This is a genomic window from Bradyrhizobium sp. USDA 4510, from assembly GCF_054059095.1.
The window spans coordinates 247495-269894 of the sequence record NZ_JBSSBT010000001.1; the positions used below are offsets into that span (position 1 = coordinate 247495).

Below are 22400 nucleotides of genomic sequence, written 5' to 3' on the forward strand. Positions count from 1 at the left end.
TGGGGCTAAAAGCCCGCCACGTCCGCGGCCCCCGCACCCCTGGAGGCTTGCTGTGGACCTGAGCATGGGCCGCGCTGCGGCCTTTAACTTTTTAAATACAAGGACTTAACGCTATGGCGACCGTCAAGGAATTGAAGGCGACCGCGCGTCCGAAGAGCGGCAAGGGGGCCGCCCGGGCAGAGCGTCGCGCCGGGAGAGTTCCCGGAGTGATCTACGGAGACAACCAGCCCCCCGTCACCATCTCGGTCGACGACCGTGAACTGCGCCAGCGCATCCTGGCGGGCCGGTTCCTCACCACGCTGTTCGACATCGATCTCGAGGGCAAGAAGCATCGCGTGATTCCGCGCGACTACCACCTCGACCCGGTGAAGGACTTCCCGGTCCATGTCGACTTCATGCGGCTCGGCGAAGGCGCCACCATCCGCGTCAGCGTGCCGCTGCACGTCGTGAACGCCGAAACCGCCCCCGGCGTCAAGCGCGGCGGCACCGTGAACATCGTCACCCACGCGCTCGAGCTCGAATGCGCGGTCGACAACATTCCGCAATACATCGAAGCCGACGTCGGCAGCCTCGAGATCAGCCACTCGCTGCATCTCACCGACATCAAGCTGCCCAAGGGCGTGAAGTCGCTGACCCGCGAGGACGCGACCCTGGTCACCCTCGTGCCGCCGTCCGGCTACGCCGAAGAGCAGAAGGCCGCGGCTGCGGCTGCTGCCGGTGGCGCTGCTCCGGCCGCGGGTGCTGCAGCTCCGGCCGCTGCGGCGGTTCCGGCTGCGGGTGCTGCGGCTCCGGCCGCGGGTGCCAAGGCTCCCGCCGGTGGCGACAAGAAGAAGTAATCGATCAGGTCGGCGCGCGATCGTCTGATGGCGCGCCGACGCGGGATGCCGCGCCATGCGCCTCTTTGTCGGTCTCGGTAATCCCGGCGCGAAATACGCCAGCAACCGGCACAATATCGGTTTCCTGGCGGTCGATGAGATTGCACGGCGTCATGGTTTCGGACCATGGCGCCGTCGCTTTCAGGGCGAGACCTCCGAGGGCGTCGTCGATCGCGAGAAGGTCGTGCTGCTGAAGCCGACCACCTACATGAACGAGTCCGGGCGCGCGGTGCAGGAAGCGGCGAACTTCTTCAAGCTCGCGCCCTCCGACATCATCGTGTTCCAGGACGAGCTCGAACTGCCGCCCGCCAAGGTGCGGGTCAAGATCGGCGGCGGGATCGCCGGCCACAACGGCCTGCGCTCGATCTCCGCGCATATCGGCAACGAGTATCGGCGGGTGCGGCTCGGGATCGGTCATCCCGGCGTCAAGGAGCTCGTGCACAGCCACGTGCTGTCGGACTTCGCCAAGAGCGACCGGGCGTGGGTGGAGGCCTTGTGCCAGGCCGTCGCCGACAATGCCGGCCTGCTGGCTGCGGGGCACGACGCGTCGTTCGCCAACAAGGTGCATCTGACGATGCAGGCCAAAGGATTTTTCGACAAGGGTGAGAACGGCGGCGAGAAGCCGGCCTGATCTCCCTTTCGTCATCGGCACGAGCCCGCCATGACGAACCAGAGATTATTGAGGAAGACATGGGATTCAAATGCGGGATCGTCGGGCTGCCTAACGTCGGCAAGTCGACGCTGTTCAATGCGCTGACCGAGACGGCGGCCGCCCAGGCGGCGAACTATCCGTTCTGCACCATCGAGCCGAATGTCGGCGAGGTTGCGGTGCCCGATCCGCGGCTGGAGAAGCTCGCGGCGGTCGCGAAGTCGGCGCAGATCATTCCGACCCGGCTGACCTTCGTCGACATCGCGGGCCTCGTCCGCGGCGCGTCGCAGGGCGAAGGTCTCGGCAACCAGTTCCTCGCCAACATCCGCGAGGTCGACGCCATCGCCCATGTGGTGCGCTGCTTCGAGGATTCCGACATCACCCATGTCGAAGGCAAGATCGCGCCGCTCGCCGACGTCGAGACCATCGAGACCGAGCTGATGCTGTCCGATCTCGACAGCCTCGAGAAGCGCGTCGACAACCTCTCGAAGAAGGCCAAGGGCAACGACAAGGAAGCCAAGGAGCAGCTCGAGCTGGTCAACCGCGCGCTGGTGTTGCTGCGCGACGGCAAGCCTGCCCGCGGACTGGAACGCAAGCCGGAGGAGGAGCGTGCGTTCCGCATGCTCGGGCTCTTGACCTCGAAGCCCGTGCTCTACGTCTGCAACGTCGAGGAAGGCTCGGCCAAGGACGGCAACAATTTCTCCAAGGCAGTGTTCGAGCGCGCCAAGGAGGAGGGCGCGGTCGCGGTCGTGATCTCGGCCAAGATCGAATCCGAAATCGCGACGTTGTCGCGTGAGGAACGCACTGACTTCCTGGAGACGCTGGGTCTGGAAGAGGCCGGCCTCGATCGGCTGATCCGCGCCGGCTACCGGCTGCTCGATCTCATCACCTATTTCACCGTCGGCCCGAAGGAAGCCCGCGCCTGGACCATCGACCGCGGCACCAAGGCGCCCGCTGCCGCCGGCGTGATCCATACCGATTTCGAGAAGGGCTTCATCCGTGCCGAGACCATCGCCTATGCCGACTACATCGCCGGCAACGGCGAAGCCGGCGCGCGCGATGCCGGCAAGCTGCGGCTTGAAGGCAAGGAGTACGTCGTCGCCGACGGCGACGTCATGCATTTCAGATTCAATACCTGAGCATCGATTTCGAGAGAGCTTTTTCCCCACGTCGTCCCGGCGAAGGCCGGGACGACGCTGAATGTGCGGGTGCCGCTCTTTCCCACGTCGTCCCGGGCAAGCGAAGCGCGACCCGGGACCCATAACCACAGGGTCGCGTTGTTGAAGCGAGCTGTGGCCTAGCTCGCTCCATCCCGGCGTCCTGTGATTATGGGTCCCTGCTTTCGCAGGGACGACATCGAGTATGGGGTGGCGCTTAGATCACCTATCCGCACGGCCGATCACGTCCATCAACTCGGCGATCTTGCGCCGCTGGTCGGCCTTGTCGCCGGACGAGATCGCATGCTCGACGCAATGCGCCACATGATCGCGCAGCACCTCTTCCTCGACGCGGCGCAGCGCCGCGCGCGCGGCCGCGATCTGCGTCACCACGTCGATGCAATAGCGGTCGTCCTCGACCATGGCGGCCAATCCGCGGATCTGACCTTCGATCCGTTTGAGCCGTTTTAAGCAGGATGTCTTGACCTCGTCTCTCATAGGTCTCATATACCCCCCTAGGGTATCTAAATCAAGAGGTCGGATTACCGGCCGGGAAGAGTTTCGTGGCACACGCAAAGCACGACCATTCGCACGCGGATCATCACCACAATGGCGCGGCCGCGCATTCCTGCTGCGGCGGCAAGCATGATCACGACACGCCGCCGGCCGAGACGGCGTTCGCGATCGATCCGGTCTGCGGCATGAAGGTCGACCCGGCGACCGCCAAGCATCGCTTCAGCTACCAGGGCGAGGAGTACCTGTTCTGCAGCGGCCGCTGCCGCGAGCGTTTCGAGGCCGACCCTCAGAAGTATCTCAAGCCGCGTGAAGAGGAGCCGCCGGCGCCCGCGGGCACCATCTACACCTGCCCGATGCATCCCGAGGTGCGCCAGGTCGGCCCCGGCAGCTGCCCGATCTGCGGCATGGCGCTGGAGCCCGAGCAGGTCTCGCTCGACGACGGTCCCGATCCTGAACTGATCGACATGACGCGGCGGTTCTGGATCGGTCTCGCGCTGACCGTGCCGGTGTTCGTGCTCGAGATGGGCAGCCATCTCGGATTGATGCAGCTGGTGCCGCAGCACTGGTCGAACTGGGTCTCACTCGTGCTGGCGACGCCGGTCGTGCTGTGGGCCGGCGCGCCGTTCTTCGTGCGCGGCTGGCAGTCGCTGGTCACCCGCAATCTCAACATGTTCACGCTGATCGCGATGGGCACCGGCGTTGCCTATGTCTACAGCGTGGTCGCGACGCTGGCGCCGCAGCTATTCCCGCCCGCGTTCCGCGACATGCATGGCGCGGTCGCGGTGTATTTCGAGGCGGCGGCGGTGATCACGGTGCTGGTGCTGCTTGGCCAGGTGCTGGAATTGCGCGCCCGCGCGCAGACCTCGGGCGCGATCCGCGCGCTGCTCGGTCTCGCGCCGAAGACCGCGCGGCGCATCACCGATCATGGCGACGAGGACATCGACATCGATGCGATCAAGGTCGGCGACCGCCTTCGCGTGCGGCCGGGCGAGAAGGTTCCGGTCGACGGCGTCGTCGTCGAGGGCAGTGCGGTCATTGATGAGTCCATGGTCACAGGCGAGTCGATGCCGGTCACGAAGGCCGAAGGCGCGAGCGTGATCGGCGGTACGGTCAACCAGAGCGGCGGCCTCGTGATGCGCGCCGAGAAGATCGGCCGCGACACCATGCTGTCGCGGATCGTCGACATGGTGGCGAAGGCGCAGCGCTCACGCGCGCCGATTCAGCGGCTCGCCGATCGCGTCGCCGGCTGGTTCGTGCCGGCGGTGATCGCCGCTGCCGTGCTCGCCTTCATCGCCTGGACGGTGTTCGGCCCTGAGCCGCGCCTGACCTTCGCGCTGGTCGCCGCCGTCACGGTGCTGATCATCGCCTGTCCGTGCGCGCTGGGATTGGCGACGCCGATGTCGATCATGGTCGGCGTCGGCCGCGGCGCGCATTCCGGCATCCTGATCCGCGACGCGCAGGCGCTGGAGCGGATGGAGGCGATCGACACGCTGGTCATCGACAAGACCGGAACGCTCACCGAAGGCAAGCCGAAGGTCGTGCGCGTCATTGCCGCCGAAGGATTCGACGAGAGCGATCTGCTGCGCGTTGCCGCCAGTGTCGAGCAGGGCAGCGAGCACCCGCTGGCGCAGGCGATTATCGCCGCCGCCGGGGAGCGCAAGCTCGCATCGTCCGCCGTCAGCAATTTCGCCTCGCCCTCCGGCAAGGGCGCGACCGGCACGGTCGGGGGCAGGCAGGTTGCGCTCGGCAACGCGGTGCTGATGGCCGAGCTGAAGATCGCGACGGCAGCGCTCGACGAGGCGGCCGAGGCCGCACGGCGGGACGGCGCGACGGCGATCTATGTCGCGGTCGACGGCCGCATCGCCGGGGTGATCGCGATTGCCGATCCGGTGAAGCCGTCCGCGACCAGCGCGCTGCAGGCACTGCGTGCCGAGGGCCTGCGCATCGTGATGCTGACCGGCGACAACGAGACCACCGCGCGGGCGGTGGCAAAGACGCTCGGCATCGGCGACGTCGAGGCCGGCGTTCTGCCGGAGCGCAAGAGCGAGGTCGTGCAGCGGCTGCGCGGCGAGGGGCGCACCGTCGCGATGGCCGGCGACGGCGTCAATGACGCACCGGCGCTCGCCGCCGCCGATGTCGGCATCGCGATGGGCGGCGGCACCGACGTCGCGATCGAGAGCGCCGGCGTCACGCTGCTCACCGGCGACCTGATGGGCCTGGTGCGCGCGCGGCGGCTGTCGGTCGCGACCATGCGCAACATCCGCCAGAACCTGGCGTTCGCGTTCGTCTACAACGCCGCCGGCGTGCCAATCGCAGCCGGCGTGCTGTATCCGCTGTTCGGCATCCTGCTGTCGCCGATGGTCGGCGCCGCCGCGATGGCGCTGTCTTCGGTCAGCGTGATCGGCAATGCGCTGCGGCTTTCGCAGGTGAAGCTGGACTAGGCGTCTCTTACCTCGCCCCGCTTGCGGGGAGAGGTCGGATCGCATCGCAAAATGCGATCCGGGTGAGGGGGACTCTCCACGAGTCTGTCTCTCGCCTTTTGTGCGGAAGCAGCCCCTCACCCCAGCCCTCTCCCCGTAAGAACGGGGAGAGGGAGCGGAGCGATCACGCTGGCAGCAGCAGCTGCGCGCGGCGCTCCATCTCGGCGTCGAGCCAGGTTGCGAGATCCTCGCTGACCGCGACCATTGGCAGCCGCACCTCGGGGCTGTCGATCAGCCCCTGCCGCCACAGCCAGTGCTTGGCCGGCGCGGGGCTCGGTTCGGCGAACAGCAGCCTCGTCAGGCCGACGACGCTCTGCCAGGCGGCCAGCGCCGCGTCGCGCTGGCCCTGCTGCAGCAGCGTGCGGATCGCAGCGAAGGTGTTTGTTTCCAGATGTGCGGACAGCAGGATCGCGCCGTCGGCGCCGTCCGAGAGCGCATCGAAGGTTTGCGCGTCCTCGCCGGTCAGCACGCGAAAGCCGGCCGGCCGGCGGTTGAGGAAGTCGATCGACTGCGCGCGGTCGGCGCAGCAATCCTTCATGCCGGCGATGTTCGGATGGTCCGCGAGCGCCAGCAGCGTCTCGTTGGTCAGGTTCACCGCCGTGCGATAGGGAATGTTGTAAAGCACGATCGGCCACGACGCGTGATCAGCGAGCGCGTTGAAGTGCTGCACGAGCCCGCGCTGCGAGGGCCTGATGTAATAGGGGCTGGCGATCAGATAGCCGTTGATCGGCCAGTCGGCCGTATCATCCAGCGCTTCCTTCATCCGGGCGGTCGAGGCGCCGGAGAGCCCGAGACAGACCGGCAAATGGCGGGAGCTGGCACTGAGCTCGTCGAGCACGACGCTCACCAGCCCCTCCAGTTCGTCCACGCTGAGCGCCATGCCCTCGCCGGAGGTTGCGCCGAGAATGAACCCGTCGACGGGGCCATCGGCGTAGTGCCGTACGAGACGCCGCAGCGACGTGACGTCGAGCTCGCCGTTACGGAATGGCGTGATCAAAGGCAGCCAGAGGCCCTGCAATTGCTGATGTAGATCGGTCATGTTCCATCTCCTTAAGAAGGCAAAGCCGGAGACGGGACCAACAAAAAACCCCGTCCAGGCGGCGGGGTTTCGGGATCGGTCTGAATGCGAAGGTGATCTTATCGCGCGCGATCTCGTGTCCCCGGGAGGGGAGCTTTTTTCGACGACAGAACGGCGCACGAAGTCGTGATCATGGGATAATGATGCTGCGCTGCGAGGTTGTTGTCAATGCACATGCTGACCGGCGCGTGCGGCGCGTTTTGCGCATGCCATGGAGGTGAAAAGGCACGGCGATGAAAAAAAGCCGGGCTCGAGTGAGCCCGGCTTAAGGTATTGGCCACGTGAGGCCGACACAATCACCTTCCAAGAGGGATTACTGAACTTCCGCGCCACTGGAGGAGGGGGACATATGCGCGACGCGAACGCTCAGCGTGTAAGCACTATGATCCCCATCGACGGCTTGCAGCAACTATCCAGGTCGCATGTCAGTCATGCGGAGACCGGGGGCAGCACGGATATCCCTATAAAGCAGCCCTATAAGGGCGGCTTAATCACGACGGCCAGCGCTGCGCCTTGCTGACCACGAAGTCGCGGAACACCTGCACCCGGGCCACCGTCTTCAGCTCTTCCGGATAGACGAAGTAGGTGTCGAGCGCGATCGAGTCGGACTCGCCGAACAGCTGCACGAGGTTGTTCTGTTCGACCAGATAGTCCGGCAGCGCGGCGATGCCGAGGCCCTGCTGGCAGGCGCGCACGAGGCCGAGGATGTTGTTGACCTTGAAGTAGGGCTCGCGCGGACCGGAGCCGTTGCGGCCGGCATCGATCAGCCAGCTGCGGTTCTGCAGATGCGCCGGCACCTGCGAGTCGCCGAGCATGATGATGCGGTGCGAGTCGAGATCATCGAGCGTGCGCGGCGTGCCGAAGCGCTTGATGTATTCCGGCGAGCAGTAGGCATGGAAGCCGATCGAGAACAGCTTGCGCTGGATCAGGTCCGGCTGGGTCGGCTTGCGGGTGCGGATCGCGACGTCGGCCTCGCGCATCGAGAGGTCGAGATCCTCGTCGGTGACGATCAGCGAAATCCGGATGTCGGGATAGAGCGCGGTGAACTCGTCGAGCCGCGGGATCAGCCAGTTGATGCCGAGCGCCGGGGGCGTCGTGATCTTGAGGTCGCCGCTCGGCCGCTCGCGGCTGTCGGTGAGCTTTGCGCGGGCCGCCTGCAGCTGCATGAACACGTCATGCGCGGTGCGGAACAGGAGGTCGCCCTGCTCGGTGAGGATCAGGCCGCGGGCGTGGCGGTGAAACAACGACACCGAGAGCTCCTGCTCCAGCGCGCTGACCTGGCGGGAGACTGCCGATTGCGACAGGCCAAGCTGTTCGCCGGCATGCGTGAAGCTGCCCGCCTCCGCCGCTGCGTGAAAGACCTTCAGCTTGTCCCAATCCATATCCGTAAATCCGTCGCGAGATCGTGCCATGATTATTCCGCCGCTGCGCGATCGCTCGCGCGAAGAGCCAGGAAGCGTTCCGCCTCGAGCGCAGCCATGCAGCCGAGGCCGGCGGCGGTGACCGCCTGCCGGAAGGTTTCATCCGCCACGTCGCCCGCGGCGAACAGGCCGGGCATCGAGGTCGCGGTGGAGTTCGGCGCAACCTCGACGTAGCCCGACGGTTTCAGCTTGATCTGGCCTTTGACGAGCTCCGTCGCCGGCGCATGGCCGATCGCGATGAAGACGCCGTCGGTTTTGAGGTTCGTGAGCGCGCCGGTCTTGACGTTCTTCAGCCGCACATGGGTGACCTTGTTCGGGTTCTCCGATCCGCAGATTTCGTCGATCGCCGAATCCCACACCACCTTGATCTTGGGATTCTTGAACAGCCGCTCCTGCAGGATGCGCTCGGCGCGGAAATGATCGCGGCGATGCACGATGGTGACCTGGGAGGCGTGATTGGTCAGGTACAGCGCTTCCTCGACGGCGGTGTTGCCGCCCCCGACCACCACGACGTCCTTGCCGCGGTAGAAGAAGCCGTCGCAGGTCGCGCAGGCCGACACCCCGCCGCCCTGGAACTTTGCTTCCGAGGGCAGTCCGAGCCAGCGCGCCTGGGCGCCGGTGGCGAGGATCACGGTCTCGGCGAGATAGACGTCGCCGGAATCGCAGGTCAGGCGAAACGGGCGCTGGCCGAGTTCCAGCTTGTTGACGAGATCGGTGACGATCTTGGTGCCGACATGGGCCGCCTGCTTCTCCATCTGCTCCATCAGCCAGGGGCCCTGGATCACATCGGCGAAGCCGGGATAGTTCTCGACGTCGGTGGTGATGGTGAGTTGCCCGCCCGGCTGGATGCCCTGGATCAGCACCGGCTCGAGCATCGCGCGTGCCGCGTAGATCGCTGCGGTGTAACCGGCGGGGCCGGACCCGATGATGACGACCTTGGCGTGGACAGGCGCGGGCATTAGCTGATCCCTCTCTGCTGGGGACTTTGACGGGGACTTGTGTGGGAAGCACCCCGGAAGCAGGTCACGGCGGTGCTGAAAGTGTCAAATCCAAGTCTAAGATATCTGGGAAGCTATGCAAGATTTGCAATCCATGGCAGCGATTTTTCCCCGGAACTGAAGTCACATTCGCGAAATCGTGCGCTGCACGCGCAATAAAATTGCGCAATGCCAGCGGGCTGCGCTATGAGAGTTGCCGGCGGACCCGCCAAGCCTTCCAAACCCCTAGGGAACTGTAGTCGCGTGTCGAAGAACCTTGACGAGATCGACCTCAAAATCCTCGCCGAGATCCAGGCCGATGGCCGAATCACCAATGTGGAACTGGCCAAACGCGTCGGTATCTCGCCGCCGCCCTGCCTGCGCAGGGTCCGGGCGCTGGAGGAGGAAGGCTACATCCAGGGATACCGCGGCCTGCTCGATCCGCGCCGCCTCGGCTACGACGTCACGGTGTTCGCCTCGGTGCATCTGTCGAGCCAGGCTGACGCCGATCTCCGCGCCTTCGAGAATTTCGTGCGCGCCGAGCCGCTGGTGCGGGAATGCTGGATGCTGTCGGGCGAAGTCGACTTCATCCTCAAATGCGTCGCGCCCGACATGGCGACGTTCCAGGATTTCGTCACCCACCTGACGGCGGCGCCGCATGTGCGCAACGTCAGGACGTCACTGGTGCTGCACAATTCGAAATATGAGGCCGCGGTGCCGCTGGGATTGAAGGCGGTCGGCTAGAGCGCCGTGCGCGTCATTCCGGGGCGATGCGTTAGCATCGAGCCCGGAATCTCGAGATTCCGGGTCTGACGCTAACGCGCCATCCCGGAATGACGTCGTCAATGAGTGGGAAGCGCCTAGCGCTGCTACCTCTTCCCCATCGCAGCGTCGACGCTGATCGGACCCGGACCCGAGGTCGCGAGGTAGAGGCAGGCGAAGCAGAACGCGATCGCCAGACTGCCGTTATTGAGCAGCGGGTAGAACCCTTTTGGGAAATGGCCGATGAAGTAAGCGAAGGCCATTTCACCCGCCAGGATAAAGGCTACGATCCGCGAGAACAGGCCAATCATCAGGAGCCCGCCGAGCACCAATTCGAGGGCGCCGGCCGCGCCGATCAATGAGAACAGCTCGACCTTCTCGAACATTGTCCCGGGTGGGAATTTGAAAATTTTGGCAACGCCGAACTGAAACAGCAGCAGTCCGGTGATGAACCGGAACAGGCTGAGCGCCACCGGCTGGAGCTTGGAGAACATCTGGTCCATTGTCATTTACCCCCTGTTTGACACACTGGAACGTTGCAAGATGCAGAAACACACGGTGTCCGCCACCGGAGTGTGATGTCAACACCTTGCGCCTGGAATCATTCCTCGCGCGATGGCAGTTGCGAGAGAACGCGGCAGTGACACGGTGACGCGCAGCGATGCGTGTTGCGACGCAATCGTCAGCCCGAACTCCGTCCCCCGACATGATTATACTGCATAAACATGTCACGGCCTCACTGGCATGGCGTGCAGCGGCTCTCCATTCACATTGCTGTCAGACCGGGGAGAAACGCGGGGCATAAAAAAAGCCGCGTGCGGGACGCGGCTTTTCTGCACCAGTCACGTGAAGGTAACTACCGCCACTCGACCTTGGTGATCTCGTAGGCCTTGGCGCCGCCCGGCGCCATCACCTCGACGGTGGTCCCCTTCTTCTTGCCGATCAGCGCGCGCGCGAGCGGCGAGGTGATGGAGATGCGGCCCTTCTTGGCGTCGGCCTCGACTTCGCCGACGATCTGCCACACCGCCTTCTTCTCGGTGTCCTCATCGATCAGCGTCACGGTCGCGCCGAACTTGATGGTGTCGCCTGACAGTTTCGAAATGTCGATGATGTCGGCGCGCGCGAGCTTGTCCTCGAGCTCGGCGATGCGGCCCTCGTTGTGCGACTGCTCTTCCTTGGCGGCGTGATACTCGGCGTTCTCCGAGAGGTCGCCGTGCGAGCGCGCCTCCGCGATGTGTTCGATGATGCGCGGACGATCCACCGATTGGCGATGCTTCAACTCGTCCGTCAGCGCGGCGTATCCGCCCGCGGTCATCGGAACCTTATCCATCATCTTCGTCCTTCATCGCGCGCGCCCGGCGGCCGTGCACGAATATCCAGTTCAGCTAACGCAGGAATCAGGGCGCCAACGCGCCCGGAAGCCCAGTGATATTCGGCCCCGCTAAGGGCCGTGACAACATCCAATCGCGCGGTGAGTTCCAGCCATTCGGCTAATTGACCGCTTCGGGCCTTCAGCCCGGGCAGCGGTCAGCTTTCGGAAAAGTAACTCTGAAGCGTGCGGACCTCAAGGTCCCCGGCCCGATAGGCCCGGATTCCCCGTGCGGCCGCCACCGCGCCCGAAAGAGTGGTGTAATATGGCACTTTATGCAAGAGGGCAGCCCGCCGCAGCGAGCGGCTGTCGGCCAGCGCCTGCGGACCTTCGGTGGTATTGAAGACCAGCTGGACGTCGCCATTGGTGATGGCGTCGACGATGTGCGGACGGCCTTCGAGCACCTTGTTCACCTTTTCCGTCGGCACGCCGTTGTCGCTGAGGTAGCGCTGCGTGCCCGAGGTTGCCATCACCTTGAAGCCGAGCGAGTGCAACAGCCGCACCGCATCCGCGATGCGCATCTTGTCGTCGCCGCGCACCGAGACGAACACCGTGCCCTGCCGCGGCACGCGCGTGCCGCCGCCGAGCTGGCTCTTCGCGAACGCGACCTCGAAGGAGCGGTCGATGCCCATCACTTCGCCGGTCGAACGCATCTCCGGTCCGAGCACAGTATCGACGCCGGGGAAACGCGCGAACGGGAATACCGATTCCTTCACGCCGACATGGCCGAGCTTCTTCTTCTTCAGCTTGAAGTCGGCGAGCTTTTCGCCGGCCATGATCCGCGCCGCGATCTTGGCGACCGGCGTGCCGATCACCTTGGCGACGAACGGCACGGTGCGGGATGCGCGCGGGTTGACCTCGAGCACGTAGATCTCGCCGTCCTTGATGGCGTATTGCACGTTCATCAGGCCGACCACGTCGAGCCCGAGCGCGAGCTCGCGGGTCTGCCGCTCCAGCTCCTCGATGGTCTTGGCGTCGAGCGAATGCGGCGGCAGCGAGCAGGCGGAGTCGCCGGAATGGATGCCGGCTTCCTCGATGTGCTCCATGATGCCGACGATGAAGGTGTCCTTGCCGTCGCAGAGGCAGTCGACGTCGACTTCGGTTGCGTCGGACAGATAGCGGTCGAACAGCAGCGGGTTCTTGCCGAGCACGGTGTTGATTTGCCCGGTCTTGTCGTTCGGGTAGCGCGCCTTGATGTCGGCGGGCACCAGCTCGGGCAGCGTTCCCAGCAGGTAGTCGTTGAGCTGGTTCTCCTCGCGGATGATCTGCATCGCGCGGCCGCCGAGCACGTAGGACGGACGCACCACCAGCGGCAGGTCGAGATCGGCGGCGACGAGGCGGGCCTGCTCGACCGAATAGGCGATGCCGTTCTTCGGCTGCTTGAGACGCAGCTTGTCGAGCACGCGCTTGAAGCGGTCGCGGTCCTCGGCGAGGTCGATCGCGTCGGGCGAGGTGCCGAGGATCGGCACTTCGGCGGCTTCGAGCGCGCGGGCAAGCTTCAGCGGGGTCTGGCCGCCGAACTGCACGATCACGCCGTGCAGCGTGCCGTACTTGCGCTCGGTCGCGATGATCTCGAGCACGTCCTCGGCGGTCAGCGGCTCGAAATACAGCCGGTCGGCGGTGTCGTAGTCGGTCGACACCGTTTCCGGGTTGCAGTTGACCATGATGGTCTCGTAACCGGCGTCCTCGAGCGCGAAGCAGGCGTGGCAGCAGCAATAGTCGAACTCGATGCCCTGGCCGATGCGGTTCGGGCCGCCGCCGAGGATGATCACCTTCTTGCGGTCCGACGGCGCGCTCTCGTCGGCAAATTCGCCGGCGAACGGCCGCTCATAGGTCGAATACATGTAGGCGGTCGGTGAAGCGAACTCCGCCGCGCAGGTGTCGATGCGCTTGAATACCGGGCGCACCCCGAGCGCGTGGCGCTTGGCGGTGACGTCGGCCTCGGTGGTCTCCGTGAGCACGGCGAGCCGTGCGTCGGAGAAGCCCATCGCCTTCAGCATCCGCATGGCGAACGCATTGGTCGGCAGGCCGCTGCTGCGGATCTTGCCTTCCATCTCGACGATGGCGCGCAGCTCCGCGAGGAACCAGGGATCGATCTTGCAGGAATTGAAGATATCCTCGTTGGACCAGCCGAGCCGCATCGCCTGCGCGACCTGCAGCAGGCGGTTCGGCGTCGGCGTGCCGAGCGCCGCGCGGATCGCGTTCTTGTCGTCGCTGCGGCCGAGGCCCTCGATGTCGATCTCGTCGAGGCCGGTCAGCCCGGTCTCGAGCCCGCGCAGGGCCTTCTGCAGGCTCTCCTGGAAAGTGCGACCGATCGCCATCACCTCGCCGACCGACTTCATCGAGGTGGTCAGCGTGGAGGAGGCGCCGGGGAATTTCTCGAACGCAAAGCGCGGAATCTTGGTGACGACGTAGTCAATCGTCGGCTCGAACGAGGCCGGCGTCGCGCCGCCGGTGATGTCGTTGGCGATCTCGTCGAGCGTGTAGCCGATCGCAAGCTTGGCGGCGACCTTGGCGATCGGAAAGCCGGTGGCCTTGGAGGCCAGCGCCGACGAGCGCGACACGCGGGGATTCATCTCGATCACGACCATGCGGCCGTCGTCCGGATTGATGCCGAACTGCACGTTGGAGCCGCCGGTCTCGACGCCGATCTCGCGCAGCACCGCAATCGATGCGTCGCGCATGATCTGGTATTCCTTGTCGGTGAGCGTCAGTGCCGGCGCCACCGTGATCGAATCGCCGGTGTGCACGCCCATCGGATCGACGTTCTCGATTGAGCAGATGATGATGCAATTGTCCTTCTTGTCGCGCACCACCTCCATCTCGAACTCTTTCCAGCCGAGGACGGATTCCTCGATCAGCACCTCGTTGGTCGGCGAGGCATCGAGGCCGCGCTCGATGATGTCGAGATATTCTTCCTTGTTGTAGGCGATGCCGCCGCCGGTGCCGCCGAGCGTGAAGGAGGGGCGGATGATCGCGGGCAGGCCGATGTCGGACAGCGCCATCAGCGCTTCGGCCAAGGCCTGCTGCTGGTAGCGCTTGCGCCGCTCGTTCTCGCCACCTTCCCACTGCCGTTCGAAGGCTTCGAGCTCGGGGCCGGACAGCTTGGCCTGATCGGCGAGGTATTTGTCGCGGTCGGACTTCTTCAGCGCCGACGCATTGGCGAGCCGCGACCTCGGCGTCTGCAGCCCGATCTTCTCCATGGCGTCGCGGAACAACTGGCGGTCTTCGGCCTTGTCGATGGCGTCGGCGGTGGCGCCGATCATCTCGACGTCGAACTTCTCCAGCGTACCCTGCTTGCGCAGCGACAGCGCGCAGTTCAGCGCGGTCTGGCCGCCCATGGTCGGCAGCAGCGCGAAGCCGCCGGGCACGACGTGGCGTTCCTTTTCGATGATCTTGGCGACGATTTCGGGCGTGATCGGCTCGATATAGGTCGCATCCGCCAGCTCCGGGTCGGTCATGATCGTCGCCGGGTTGGAATTGACCAGGACGATCCGATAGCCCTCTTCCTTGAGCGTCTTGCAGGCCTGCGTGCCGGAATAGTCGAACTCGCAGGCTTGGCCGATCACGATGGGACCGGCGCCGATGATCAGGATGGTGGAGATGTCGGTTCTTTTGGGCATCAGCTCTCGCGGACTGGAATTTAGGCACAAAAAAAGGGCGCGCTTCCCGCGCGTCCCTCGAGCCATGCGCTACATGTTGTAGCACTGGAAGCGCGATCCCTCGCGCGCGGGTGGTCTTTAGACCAGTTTCCGTACCCGCGAAACCCCCAAAAACGCGCAATCAACCGCGATTCTGGGGGAAAATCCGCATTCGGCGTATGCCCGGTTGGGGGGTGAGGGATTGGGAGGGGCTACCGGCCCGGCTTCGCCCTGCGGGCTACGCCGCGGCAGCCTTCGCTACGAGAAGGCCTGCCGAGCCGAAGCTGCGTCAGCAGCGAAGGCTGGAGGCCCGGCCTGGATTTGAACCAGGATAAACAGTGTTGCACCACTGCCGCGTCGAAGCTTCCGCCACCGGGCCGAGTGGATCATTGCTGATTATTTCAGAGGCCGCCACGTTTACTGGTGGGTAACGTTAATAGCTGGCGCAACCCAGGATCAGTGGTGCGCCACGAACGTCATCCGCCACGGATTGTGCCCGATGTTGCGCGGCGCGCGTCGGGCGCTGAACCCCGCGGCGCCGAGCTTGGCGATCATCTCGTCCTCGCGGTAGCGCTGCAGTCCGATCCGGGTGCGCAGCTGGCGGTAGTCGGACAGCGCGGTTGAAGCCAGCCCGACCAGCGCATCGCGCAGGAAACCGTGGGTCGCCGCGAAGCGCAGCAGGGCCGCGACGTCCCTCGCCATCCCGACTTCAGGCCGCAGGATATCGCCGAGCACGAACCGGCCCGAGGGCTTCAGCAGGCGGTGGATCACGTCGAACGCGGAATCGAGCTCCTGCGGCGTCATGTATTGCGCCACCGAGTTCATCACCACGAGGTCGATCGAGTCCGCGTCCATGTGCTTCAGGTCATCGAGCGAGCGGACACGGATGCGGGTGTCGGGCGCAAAGCGCGCGACCAGACGGCCGCGTACGCCGGGCGCCGGCTCCGCCAGATAGAGCTGGGCGCAGGCATTGGCGACCTTCGCCGCCGACAGCGCCTCGCCGCAGGCATAGTCGAGCACCACGGCATCCGGCGAAGCGATGTAGCCGATGATGTCGTTTGCGATGATCTGGAAATGCAGGTCACGGTGCAGTCGGCTCGCATAGATCGTATGCGTGGAATCGTAATAATCGATCCATTCATCCATCGCGTTTGGTATCCGGCAGAACGGGTTCCTGGCCTCAGGAACGGGTGGGCTGATGATGCGTTAGCGGTCCGGCGGCCAATGTTCAATGCGCCGAAATACGGGTTCCTAACAGGAAGGTCCAACGTGAGCAAAGCCAAGACTGACAAGATCTCGCCCGATCTCGACACGCCGAGCGACCTGCCGCAGGCTGCGGTGGACACGATCTCGGCCTCGCTCAACACGCTTCTGGCCGACGCCTTCGCGCTCTATTTGAAAACCAAGAATTTCCATTGGCACGTCAGCGGCCGGCATTTCCATGATTACCATTTGTTGCTGGACGAGCAGTCGGAGGCGATCTTCGCGACCACCGACCAGCTCGCCGAGCGGGTGCGCAAGCTTGGCGGCGCGACGCTGAAGTCGATCGGCGATATCGCCAAGCATCAGACCATCAAGGACAATGACGACGATTATGTGCCGCCGCGCGAAATGCTGCGCGAGTTGATGGAAGACAACAAGCACATGGCGGCTGCGATGCGCAAGGCGCACAAGCTGGCTGACGACCAGGAGGACTCCGGCACCGCAGGCCTGCTCGAAACCTTCATCGACGAAACCGAGCGCCGCACCTGGTTCCTGTTCGAGGCCAGCCGCCAGGAAGGCAGCAACGCGGCGTAAGCTGCGTTGCCGCACCCGCGAGGAAGCAATCCAGAGCTGCTTTGCTCCGGACTGCTTCGCGAAGCTTGCGGTCTGGCCCCCCGGCTGCGGTCAGTGCGGTTGAAGCCTACTGAGCTGACAGACCCACCGCTGTCTCCAATCGCACGATCGGCGGAGGATTCCACTTTCCGGTCAGCGCCTCCGATTTCGGACCGTAAAGGCGCATGGTCAGGTTGAAAGCGCCCTTCGGCGCCGGGAGCCAGTTGGCTTGTTTGTCCGCGCCCGGACTTTCGTTCTGGAAGTAGAGATCGAGCGAGCCGTCCGGGTTGTATTTGAACGGCATCCAGCTGGACACAGCGAAGCGGTTCAGCACGTTGCCGACCTGGAATCCTTCCTGGTCGTAAAGCGTGATCGACCAGAAGGCATTGACCGGCGGGGCCGCGCCCTTCTCAAAGGTGATCGTATACTTGTTGGCGCCGTCGAGCGGTTTGCCGGTATTGTCGGCGAGATTGAGCGGATAAATCGCGTCCTCCGGCAGGTTGGCGCCAAGCCCGAGCTGCGCGACGATCGCACGCTTCAAATAGTAGTTGCCGTAAACGCCCATCGTGTCGGTGTTCATCGACCAGCCGTTCGCAACGCGCGCCAGCGTCGGCACCTTCCATGCCATCAGCTTCTGCCCGTCCTGCGGCGCCGTCTCCAGCGCCCGTTGCAGGACCGGGTCCACCTTGCTGATTTCGAAGCTCTTGCCGGGCTCGATGCCGATCCTCTTCATCTGCGCGATGATTGGTTCATCGGTGATGTGCGGCGGGTGAAGCTTGAGCAGCTCGGCGGCCTGCGCGAAGTAGACGCCGGCCGACATCGTGTCGACCTGCACCTTGGGCGCCGTCTTCATGTCGACGCTGGGATCGATCCTGACCTCGGTCGGCTTCTGAGTCTTGCCGAACTCGGAAAGAGGCGTGACCTTGTAGCCGGCCTGTATCTTGTGGACCGCATCGTAGTCCGGCGGGCCGTCCGTCTTGGTGCGGCCAATGACCCAGACGTAAGGCGTCGGCGCGTCGATGCGCTGGGTATCCTTCGGAAGCTTGAACTCCTCCGCAAACCTGTCGCGCAGATCAGGCCGCCATCCCGGAGCCGTCACCAGAAAGGTCCCCGCTTTGGTGCCCGTGGTGCGCCAGCCGGGCGAGGCGAACACATCCGACCACATGTCCAGCATCGGCAGCAAATAGAAGCGTCCATCGGTATCGGGAACGGAGACGACAACCGGCTCCTTGGTCATGTCCAGCCATGAAACGGAATAGAGCGTATCGAAGTTGGACCGCACCACGCCCTTGAAATTCGCCGGTGGGTATTCGGGCACGTTGACGAAGGTATTCATCGGGCCCTTGAAGTTATCCTTGCCGGGCTCGACGTTGGTGAACTGCTTTCGCGTGATGTCCATCGTCAGGAGCGGGTAGAAGTAAATATAGGCGTCCACCGCGATCGCGTGTGCCTCCTGCTCGTTGATTGCCGGCGCCGTCTGGGCCAGCGCTGCAGGCGCGGTAGCCGCGCCAATGCAGAGCGACAATGTCAGCGTCAGAATTCCTCGAAACATGTCGAATTCTCCTCTCCTGATCTCTGTTGCGGTTGCTTGTGGGAAGCGCGGAGCATCTGATGCCGTCAGGTGATGTGTATGACCTCCATTGCTCCTGCAAAAAGAGCAGCAGCGGACGCGGAAGCTCTGTCACTCCCGCAGATGAATCGCGCGCTTTAAGGTGTCATTGGCGGCATAAATCGCCGCAGCGATGCTGACTTAAATCAAGGAGCTTGGAAATGTGAAGCCGGCAGGCTTGATTGAAATGGCCTGCAATTCCGATGATCGATTCAGGTTGCCTGTATCCGGTCACCTCTCGCGAGGGGGCAGGGCAAGAGCAACCCGTTCGACCATCCTAGATCTTATCGCTTCCACAGCCGCACCAGCGGCCCGTCCTTGCCTATCACCGGATCGGTCGCGGGGGTCGCAACCTGTGGGATCGTCTTCAGCGCCTTGGCGTGGTTCTCCGGCGTCAGCCGCTGCAGATCCATCGGCGGGCCCGGCGGATAGGCGCCGATGACGCAGAAATCGTCGCTCGCCGACAGGCATTGATGCCCGGTGCCGGCCGGCAGGATCGCAACGTCGCCGGCCGCGATCTCGATTGCTCGCCCGCGCTCGCCGCCAAACTGCACGCGCGCGCGGCCGCGCGCGACGCCCAGCACCTCGTGCACGGTGGCGTGGTAATGCGCGAAGTCGTAGACGCCGTTGCGCCACATCGCGCCCCAGCCGTTCTCGGCCGAACAGCTGCTCGATGGTGGCCTCAGGATTCTTGCTGACGTCGACGGCGGCCTTGTAGACCAGGAACGGCATCGGATTGTTCGGCACCAGGCCGTCGTCCCGGAAGACGATGGTCTGGGGTTCGATATCGGTACGGACGACCGACATGGTGGCTCTCCAGCGCTGCGAGGTGGTCTCCAGACCATCAAACCGTCGGTCCGCAAACCGTTCCAGCTAGATTTTGAACTTCAACACGTCTTCCCTGAACCTGAGCCCGTGCCCGGGCCGCTCCGGCGCGGTGATCATGCCGTTGGCGATTTCGGGCGGGTCGACCCAGAGATCGTCGATCAGCGCCATGTTCTCGCACCAGATCCCGTTCGGAATCGAAGCCAAGAGGTGCACATTGAGTTCGGGAAACAGATGCGGCGCGATCGTGATGCCGAACGTGTCCGCAAGCGCCGCGATCTTGCGCAGGTCGGTCATGCCGCCGCGCATCGGGTCGGGTTGCAGGATCGGCAGGCAGGGATTGAGAAAGAACGGCCGCAGATCGTAGCGCGTGAAATGCGTCTCGCCGCCGACGACGCGCATGTCCAGCGCCGCCGCGATCCGCTGATAGCCGGCGAAATCATCGGCCGGCACCGGCTCCTCAAGCCAGTAGATATCGTACTTCTCGAACTTGCGTCCCATCTCGATCGCGACATCGGCGCTCCAGCCCATGTTGACGTCGATCATGATGTCGATGTCGGGCCCGAGCGCCTCGCGCATGCGGCGCACATTGTCGAGGTCCTGCGCCGGCGTGTGGACGTGCGCGACCTGCATCTTGATCGCCTTGTAGCCCTGCTTCACGAAATGCAGCGCCTTCTCGATCATCCCGTCGCCGCCGGCGCCCCGGAAGCAGCCGGAACCATAGATCGGGATTTCCGAGCGATAGTGCCCCCACAGCCGGTGCAGCGGCAGGCCGGCCCGTTTCCCGACCGCGTCCCACAGCGCGATGTCGAGCGCCGACATGGCCATCGCGGCGATGCCGCCGCGGCCATAGGTCATCGTCGCCGTCCACAGATCGCGCCAGATCGCCTCGATCGCGGTGGCGTCCTTGCCGATGACGCGCGGGATGATGCATTCCTCGAGACAGGCCGCGATCGACTTCATCGCCGGCTTGAACACGAACAGATAGCCCATGCCGGTAACGCCGCCGGACGTTTCGACGTCGCAGATCAGAATGTCGCGCGTCGCGCCGAGCGCCGCGCCTTTCAGCCAGGGATCGTCGGCCCAGGGCAGCCGCAGCATCGTCACGCGGATGTCGCGGATGGTCATGTCTGAATGGGCTGAAATCATCGGCGTTTCCTTTCCAGGCCGGATCATGTTTGCCTGATCTCGGACAGCGAAACTCAATCACAGAGCGCAGGCCGCGATCCAGCGCGCTTCGTCATGGCTCCAATGCGCCAAGATCTGGCGCCAAGATCTGGCGCCAAGACGCGATTGCCTTCAGGTCGTCTTGGGCAACTCGAACACCAGGCAGGTCGTGGTGGCATGGGCGAGCAGCTTGCCATTGTCGTCGGTAATCCGCGCTTCCGCCGTCGCAACCCGGCGGCCGGCGTTGAGCACATGGCCCTCGGTGCGGATTTTGCCGGTGTCCTGGCTCATGCCGCGGACGAAGGAGATCTTGAACTCCAGCGTGGTGTAGCCAAAGCCTTGCGGCAGCGTGGTCTGCACCGCAAGCCCCATCGCGGAATCCAAGAGGATCGCGGCGTAGCCGCCATGCACCGAGCCGATCGGGTTGTAGTGGCGCAGGCCCGGGACGCTGTGGATCACCACATGGCCGGTCTCGGCGGTGCAGTCGAACGGCTCGACATTCTCCATGATCGGCGGCTCCGGCAGGGTCCGGGCGAAGATGCCGCGCACGAAGTCGAGCCCCGGCATCGACGTCATCACCGCCGTCGAGGAGACGCCGTAGACGGGCTTCGGGGTGGCGGGGGCGGTCATTGAGAAAAATCTCCGTCATTGCGAGCGAAGCGAAGCAATCCATCGCTCCAGGCTGGGATAGATGGATTGCTTCGTCGCTGCGCTCCTCGCAATGACGGGTGTGTCTACGCGGCCTGCTTGTTCTTCCGCATCAGATCGGCGAAGCGCTGGAACAGATAGTGCGAGTCGCGCGGGCCGGGCGAGGCTTCCGGGTGGTACTGCACCGAGAACACCGGCTTGCCCTCAAGCGCGATGCCGCAATTGGAGCCGTCGAACAGCGAGATATGGGTCTGGGTCGCGCCTTTCGGCAGCGTCGCCTGGTCCACGGCAAAGCCGTGGTTCATCGAGGTGATCTCGACCTTGCCGGTGGTCTCGTCCTTGACCGGATGGTTGGCGCCGTGATGGCCCTGATGCATCTTCATGGTCTTGGCCCCGACGGCAAGGCCAAGCATCTGATGGCCGAGGCAGATGCCGAAGGTCGGCGTCCCCGACGCGATCACCTTCTGGATCACGGGCACGGCATATTTGCCGGTGGCGGCGGGATCGCCGGGGCCGTTCGACAGGAACACGCCGTCCGGCTTCATCGCCAGGATGTCTTCGGCGGCGGTCGTCGCCGGCACCACGGTCACCTTGGCGCCGACGCCGGCGAGCAGGCGCAGGATGTTGCGCTTGATGCCGTAATCGATCGCGACCACGTTGAATTCCGGCGCGGTTTGCTGGCCGAAACCGTTGCCCCACACCCAGGGCGTCTCGTCCCAGGTGAAGCGCTGGCCGGAGGTGACCATCGGCACCAGGTCCATGCCCTCGAGGCCGGGCCATTCGCGGGCTTCTTCCTTCAGGCCGTGCAGGTCGAACTCGCCGTTTCTGGCGTGCACGATCACCGCATTGGGCATGCCCTTGGAGCGGATCAGCGCGGTCAGCGCGCGGGTGTCGATACCGGAGAGGCCGATGATGCCGCGCGCCTTCAACCACAGGTCGAGATGGCGGGTGGCGCGGTAATTCGAGGGATCTGATATCGCCGAGCGCAGGATCACGCCGCGCGCGCCGGGCGTCGCCGCCATGTTCACCGTCTCGATGTCTTCCTCGTTGGTACCGACATTGCCGATATGCGGGAAGGTGAAGGTGATGATCTGGCCGGCATAGGACGGATCGGTGAGGATCTCCTCATAGCCGGTCATCGCGGTGTTGAAGCAGACCTCGCCGACGGCGTGGCCTTCCGCGCCGAGACCGAAGCCTTCCAGCACGGTACCATCGGCGAGCACAAGGAGCGCGGTCGGTTTATGGTCCGGCCAGGCGGGAGCGTTTTCGGATGTTGTCATGAGCCCTTTAAATAGACGCCGCACCCGGCGGCGTCAAAGCGAAAGGGCACGGATTCACACGGCAATACCGGCCGATTTGACAGGCCCGAACGGCCTTTTAATCTAAAGTTCCCTGAAGCGGCCGTTTGCTT

Annotated in this window: 18 protein-coding genes, 1 tRNA gene and 1 pseudogene; 6 read left to right on the forward strand and 14 right to left on the reverse strand. The window is 64.5% G+C overall.

The window, feature by feature from the left end:
- Window positions 1-113: 113 nt before the first annotated feature.
- The 3 genes from ACVMDN_RS01205 to ychF are packed head-to-tail and all read left to right on the forward strand — an operon-like array spanning window position 114 to window position 2663.
- Window positions 114-836, forward strand: coding sequence for a 50S ribosomal protein L25/general stress protein Ctc (locus tag ACVMDN_RS01205; RefSeq protein WP_141340935.1), 723 nt, complete (start codon window positions 114-116; stop codon window positions 834-836).
- Between the two features lie 55 nt (window positions 837-891).
- Entirely contained in the window at window positions 892-1506 is a 615-nt protein-coding gene (gene pth, locus ACVMDN_RS01210) for an aminoacyl-tRNA hydrolase (protein ID WP_076825517.1), read from the forward strand.
- Between the two features lie 59 nt (window positions 1507-1565).
- Window positions 1566-2663, forward strand: a complete 1098-nt coding sequence (gene ychF, locus ACVMDN_RS01215; protein WP_076825515.1) for a redox-regulated ATPase YchF — start codon at window positions 1566-1568, stop codon at window positions 2661-2663.
- A gap of 240 nt (window positions 2664-2903) precedes the next feature.
- Here the strand turns inward: ychF and ACVMDN_RS01220 are convergent, their stop codons facing one another.
- Entirely contained in the window at window positions 2904-3179 is a 276-nt protein-coding gene (locus ACVMDN_RS01220) for a metal-sensitive transcriptional regulator (protein ID WP_018269815.1), read from the reverse strand.
- 65 nt (window positions 3180-3244) lie between these two features.
- On the opposite strand from ACVMDN_RS01220, the gene ACVMDN_RS01225 reads away from it, so the two are divergent.
- Window positions 3245-5638: a heavy metal translocating P-type ATPase gene (locus ACVMDN_RS01225; protein WP_057017025.1), complete on the forward strand. Its 2394-nt coding sequence runs from the start codon at window positions 3245-3247 to the stop codon at window positions 5636-5638.
- Between the two features lie 163 nt (window positions 5639-5801).
- On the opposite strand, the gene ACVMDN_RS01230 is transcribed toward ACVMDN_RS01225, so the two are convergent.
- From ACVMDN_RS01230 to trxB, 3 genes are all read right to left on the reverse strand, one after another.
- The gene (locus ACVMDN_RS01230; protein ID WP_076827990.1) at window positions 5802-6716 is read right to left on the reverse strand and encodes a 4-hydroxy-tetrahydrodipicolinate synthase family protein; all 915 of its coding nucleotides are present in this window, start codon (window positions 6714-6716) and stop codon (window positions 5802-5804) included.
- A gap of 530 nt (window positions 6717-7246) precedes the next feature.
- Window positions 7247-8167 carry a LysR family transcriptional regulator gene (locus tag ACVMDN_RS01235; RefSeq protein ID WP_026192264.1) on the reverse strand — a complete coding sequence of 307 codons (921 nt, stop codon included), beginning with the start codon at window positions 8165-8167 and terminating at the stop codon, window positions 7247-7249.
- A gap of 2 nt (window positions 8168-8169) precedes the next feature.
- Window positions 8170-9135: a thioredoxin-disulfide reductase gene (gene trxB, locus ACVMDN_RS01240; RefSeq protein ID WP_057017037.1), complete on the reverse strand. Its 966-nt coding sequence runs from the start codon at window positions 9133-9135 to the stop codon at window positions 8170-8172.
- 282 nt (window positions 9136-9417) lie between these two features.
- On the opposite strand from trxB, the gene ACVMDN_RS01245 reads away from it, so the two are divergent.
- Window positions 9418-9897 carry an Lrp/AsnC family transcriptional regulator gene (locus ACVMDN_RS01245; protein ID WP_016845095.1) on the forward strand — a complete coding sequence of 160 codons (480 nt, stop codon included), beginning with the start codon at window positions 9418-9420 and terminating at the stop codon, window positions 9895-9897.
- 125 nt (window positions 9898-10022) lie between these two features.
- On the opposite strand, the gene ACVMDN_RS01250 is transcribed toward ACVMDN_RS01245, so the two are convergent.
- The 5 genes from ACVMDN_RS01250 to ACVMDN_RS01270 all read right to left on the reverse strand — a co-directional run bounded on the left by ACVMDN_RS01250 (window position 10023) and on the right by ACVMDN_RS01270 (window position 16071).
- On the reverse strand, window positions 10023-10418 hold the full coding sequence (locus ACVMDN_RS01250; protein WP_057017035.1) for a DoxX family protein: 396 nt from the start codon (window positions 10416-10418) through the stop codon (window positions 10023-10025).
- Between the two features lie 353 nt (window positions 10419-10771).
- Entirely contained in the window at window positions 10772-11245 is a 474-nt protein-coding gene (greA, locus tag ACVMDN_RS01255) for a transcription elongation factor GreA (protein WP_018269816.1), read from the reverse strand.
- A 197-nt stretch (window positions 11246-11442) separates the two neighbouring features.
- Window positions 11443-14907: a carbamoyl-phosphate synthase large subunit gene (carB, locus tag ACVMDN_RS01260; RefSeq protein ID WP_076827988.1), complete on the reverse strand. Its 3465-nt coding sequence runs from the start codon at window positions 14905-14907 to the stop codon at window positions 11443-11445.
- Between the two features lie 321 nt (window positions 14908-15228).
- Window positions 15229-15304 (reverse strand) — tRNA-OTHER (locus ACVMDN_RS01265).
- 77 nt (window positions 15305-15381) lie between these two features.
- Complete coding sequence (locus ACVMDN_RS01270) at window positions 15382-16071, reverse strand: class I SAM-dependent methyltransferase (protein ID WP_057017034.1); 690 nt, start codon at window positions 16069-16071, stop codon at window positions 15382-15384.
- A 123-nt stretch (window positions 16072-16194) separates the two neighbouring features.
- Here ACVMDN_RS01270 and ACVMDN_RS01275 point away from each other — a divergent pair, with 123 nt between their 5' ends.
- A complete protein-coding gene (locus ACVMDN_RS01275) occupies window positions 16195-16722 on the forward strand; it encodes a Dps family protein (protein WP_057017033.1) in 528 nt (175 codons plus the stop codon).
- A 106-nt stretch (window positions 16723-16828) separates the two neighbouring features.
- Here ACVMDN_RS01275 and ACVMDN_RS01280 read toward each other — a convergent pair whose 3' ends face one another.
- From ACVMDN_RS01280 to carA, 5 genes and pseudogenes are all read right to left on the reverse strand, one after another.
- The gene (locus ACVMDN_RS01280) at window positions 16829-18292 is read right to left on the reverse strand and encodes a DUF1254 domain-containing protein (protein WP_076827986.1); all 1464 of its coding nucleotides are present in this window, start codon (window positions 18290-18292) and stop codon (window positions 16829-16831) included.
- Between the two features lie 341 nt (window positions 18293-18633).
- A pseudogene (locus ACVMDN_RS01285) lies at window positions 18634-19156 on the reverse strand (cupin domain-containing protein).
- Window positions 19157-19222: 66 nt separating this feature from the next.
- Window positions 19223-20323 (reverse strand): mandelate racemase/muconate lactonizing enzyme family protein, encoded by a 1101-nt coding sequence (locus ACVMDN_RS01290; RefSeq protein ID WP_158074194.1) that lies wholly within the window; start codon window positions 20321-20323, stop codon window positions 19223-19225.
- Window positions 20324-20473: 150 nt separating this feature from the next.
- Window positions 20474-20971 carry a PaaI family thioesterase gene (locus ACVMDN_RS01295; protein WP_076827980.1) on the reverse strand — a complete coding sequence of 166 codons (498 nt, stop codon included), beginning with the start codon at window positions 20969-20971 and terminating at the stop codon, window positions 20474-20476.
- A gap of 104 nt (window positions 20972-21075) precedes the next feature.
- On the reverse strand, window positions 21076-22269 hold the full coding sequence (gene carA / locus ACVMDN_RS01300) for a glutamine-hydrolyzing carbamoyl-phosphate synthase small subunit (RefSeq protein ID WP_076827979.1): 1194 nt from the start codon (window positions 22267-22269) through the stop codon (window positions 21076-21078).
- Window positions 22270-22400: the final 131 nt, after the last annotated feature.

Bases quoted from the DNA above. Each gene is read 5' to 3' on its own strand.
- trxB (WP_057017037.1), bottom strand. From the start codon at position 9,135: ATGCCCGCGCCTGTCCACGCCAAGGTCGTCATCATCGGGTCCGGCCCC.
- ACVMDN_RS01290 (WP_158074194.1), bottom strand. From the start codon at position 20,323: ATGATTTCAGCCCATTCAGACATGACCATCCGCGACATCCGCGTGACG.
- ACVMDN_RS01220 (WP_018269815.1), bottom strand. From the start codon at position 3,179: ATGAGAGACGAGGTCAAGACATCCTGCTTAAAACGGCTCAAACGGATC.
- ychF (WP_076825515.1), top strand. From the start codon at position 1,566: ATGGGATTCAAATGCGGGATCGTCGGGCTGCCTAACGTCGGCAAGTCG.
- ACVMDN_RS01295 (WP_076827980.1), bottom strand. From the start codon at position 20,971: ATGACCGCCCCCGCCACCCCGAAGCCCGTCTACGGCGTCTCCTCGACG.
- greA (WP_018269816.1), bottom strand. From the start codon at position 11,245: ATGGATAAGGTTCCGATGACCGCGGGCGGATACGCCGCGCTGACGGAC.
- ACVMDN_RS01280 (WP_076827986.1), bottom strand. From the start codon at position 18,292: ATGTTTCGAGGAATTCTGACGCTGACATTGTCGCTCTGCATTGGCGCG.
- ACVMDN_RS01270 (WP_057017034.1), bottom strand. From the start codon at position 16,071: ATGGATGAATGGATCGATTATTACGATTCCACGCATACGATCTATGCG.
- ACVMDN_RS01235 (WP_026192264.1), bottom strand. From the start codon at position 8,167: ATGGCACGATCTCGCGACGGATTTACGGATATGGATTGGGACAAGCTG.
- carB (WP_076827988.1), bottom strand. From the start codon at position 14,907: ATGCCCAAAAGAACCGACATCTCCACCATCCTGATCATCGGCGCCGGT.
- ACVMDN_RS01230 (WP_076827990.1), bottom strand. From the start codon at position 6,716: ATGACCGATCTACATCAGCAATTGCAGGGCCTCTGGCTGCCTTTGATC.
- carA (WP_076827979.1), bottom strand. From the start codon at position 22,269: ATGACAACATCCGAAAACGCTCCCGCCTGGCCGGACCATAAACCGACC.
- ACVMDN_RS01250 (WP_057017035.1), bottom strand. From the start codon at position 10,418: ATGGACCAGATGTTCTCCAAGCTCCAGCCGGTGGCGCTCAGCCTGTTC.
- ACVMDN_RS01205 (WP_141340935.1), top strand. From the start codon at position 114: ATGGCGACCGTCAAGGAATTGAAGGCGACCGCGCGTCCGAAGAGCGGC.
- pth (WP_076825517.1), top strand. From the start codon at position 892: ATGCGCCTCTTTGTCGGTCTCGGTAATCCCGGCGCGAAATACGCCAGC.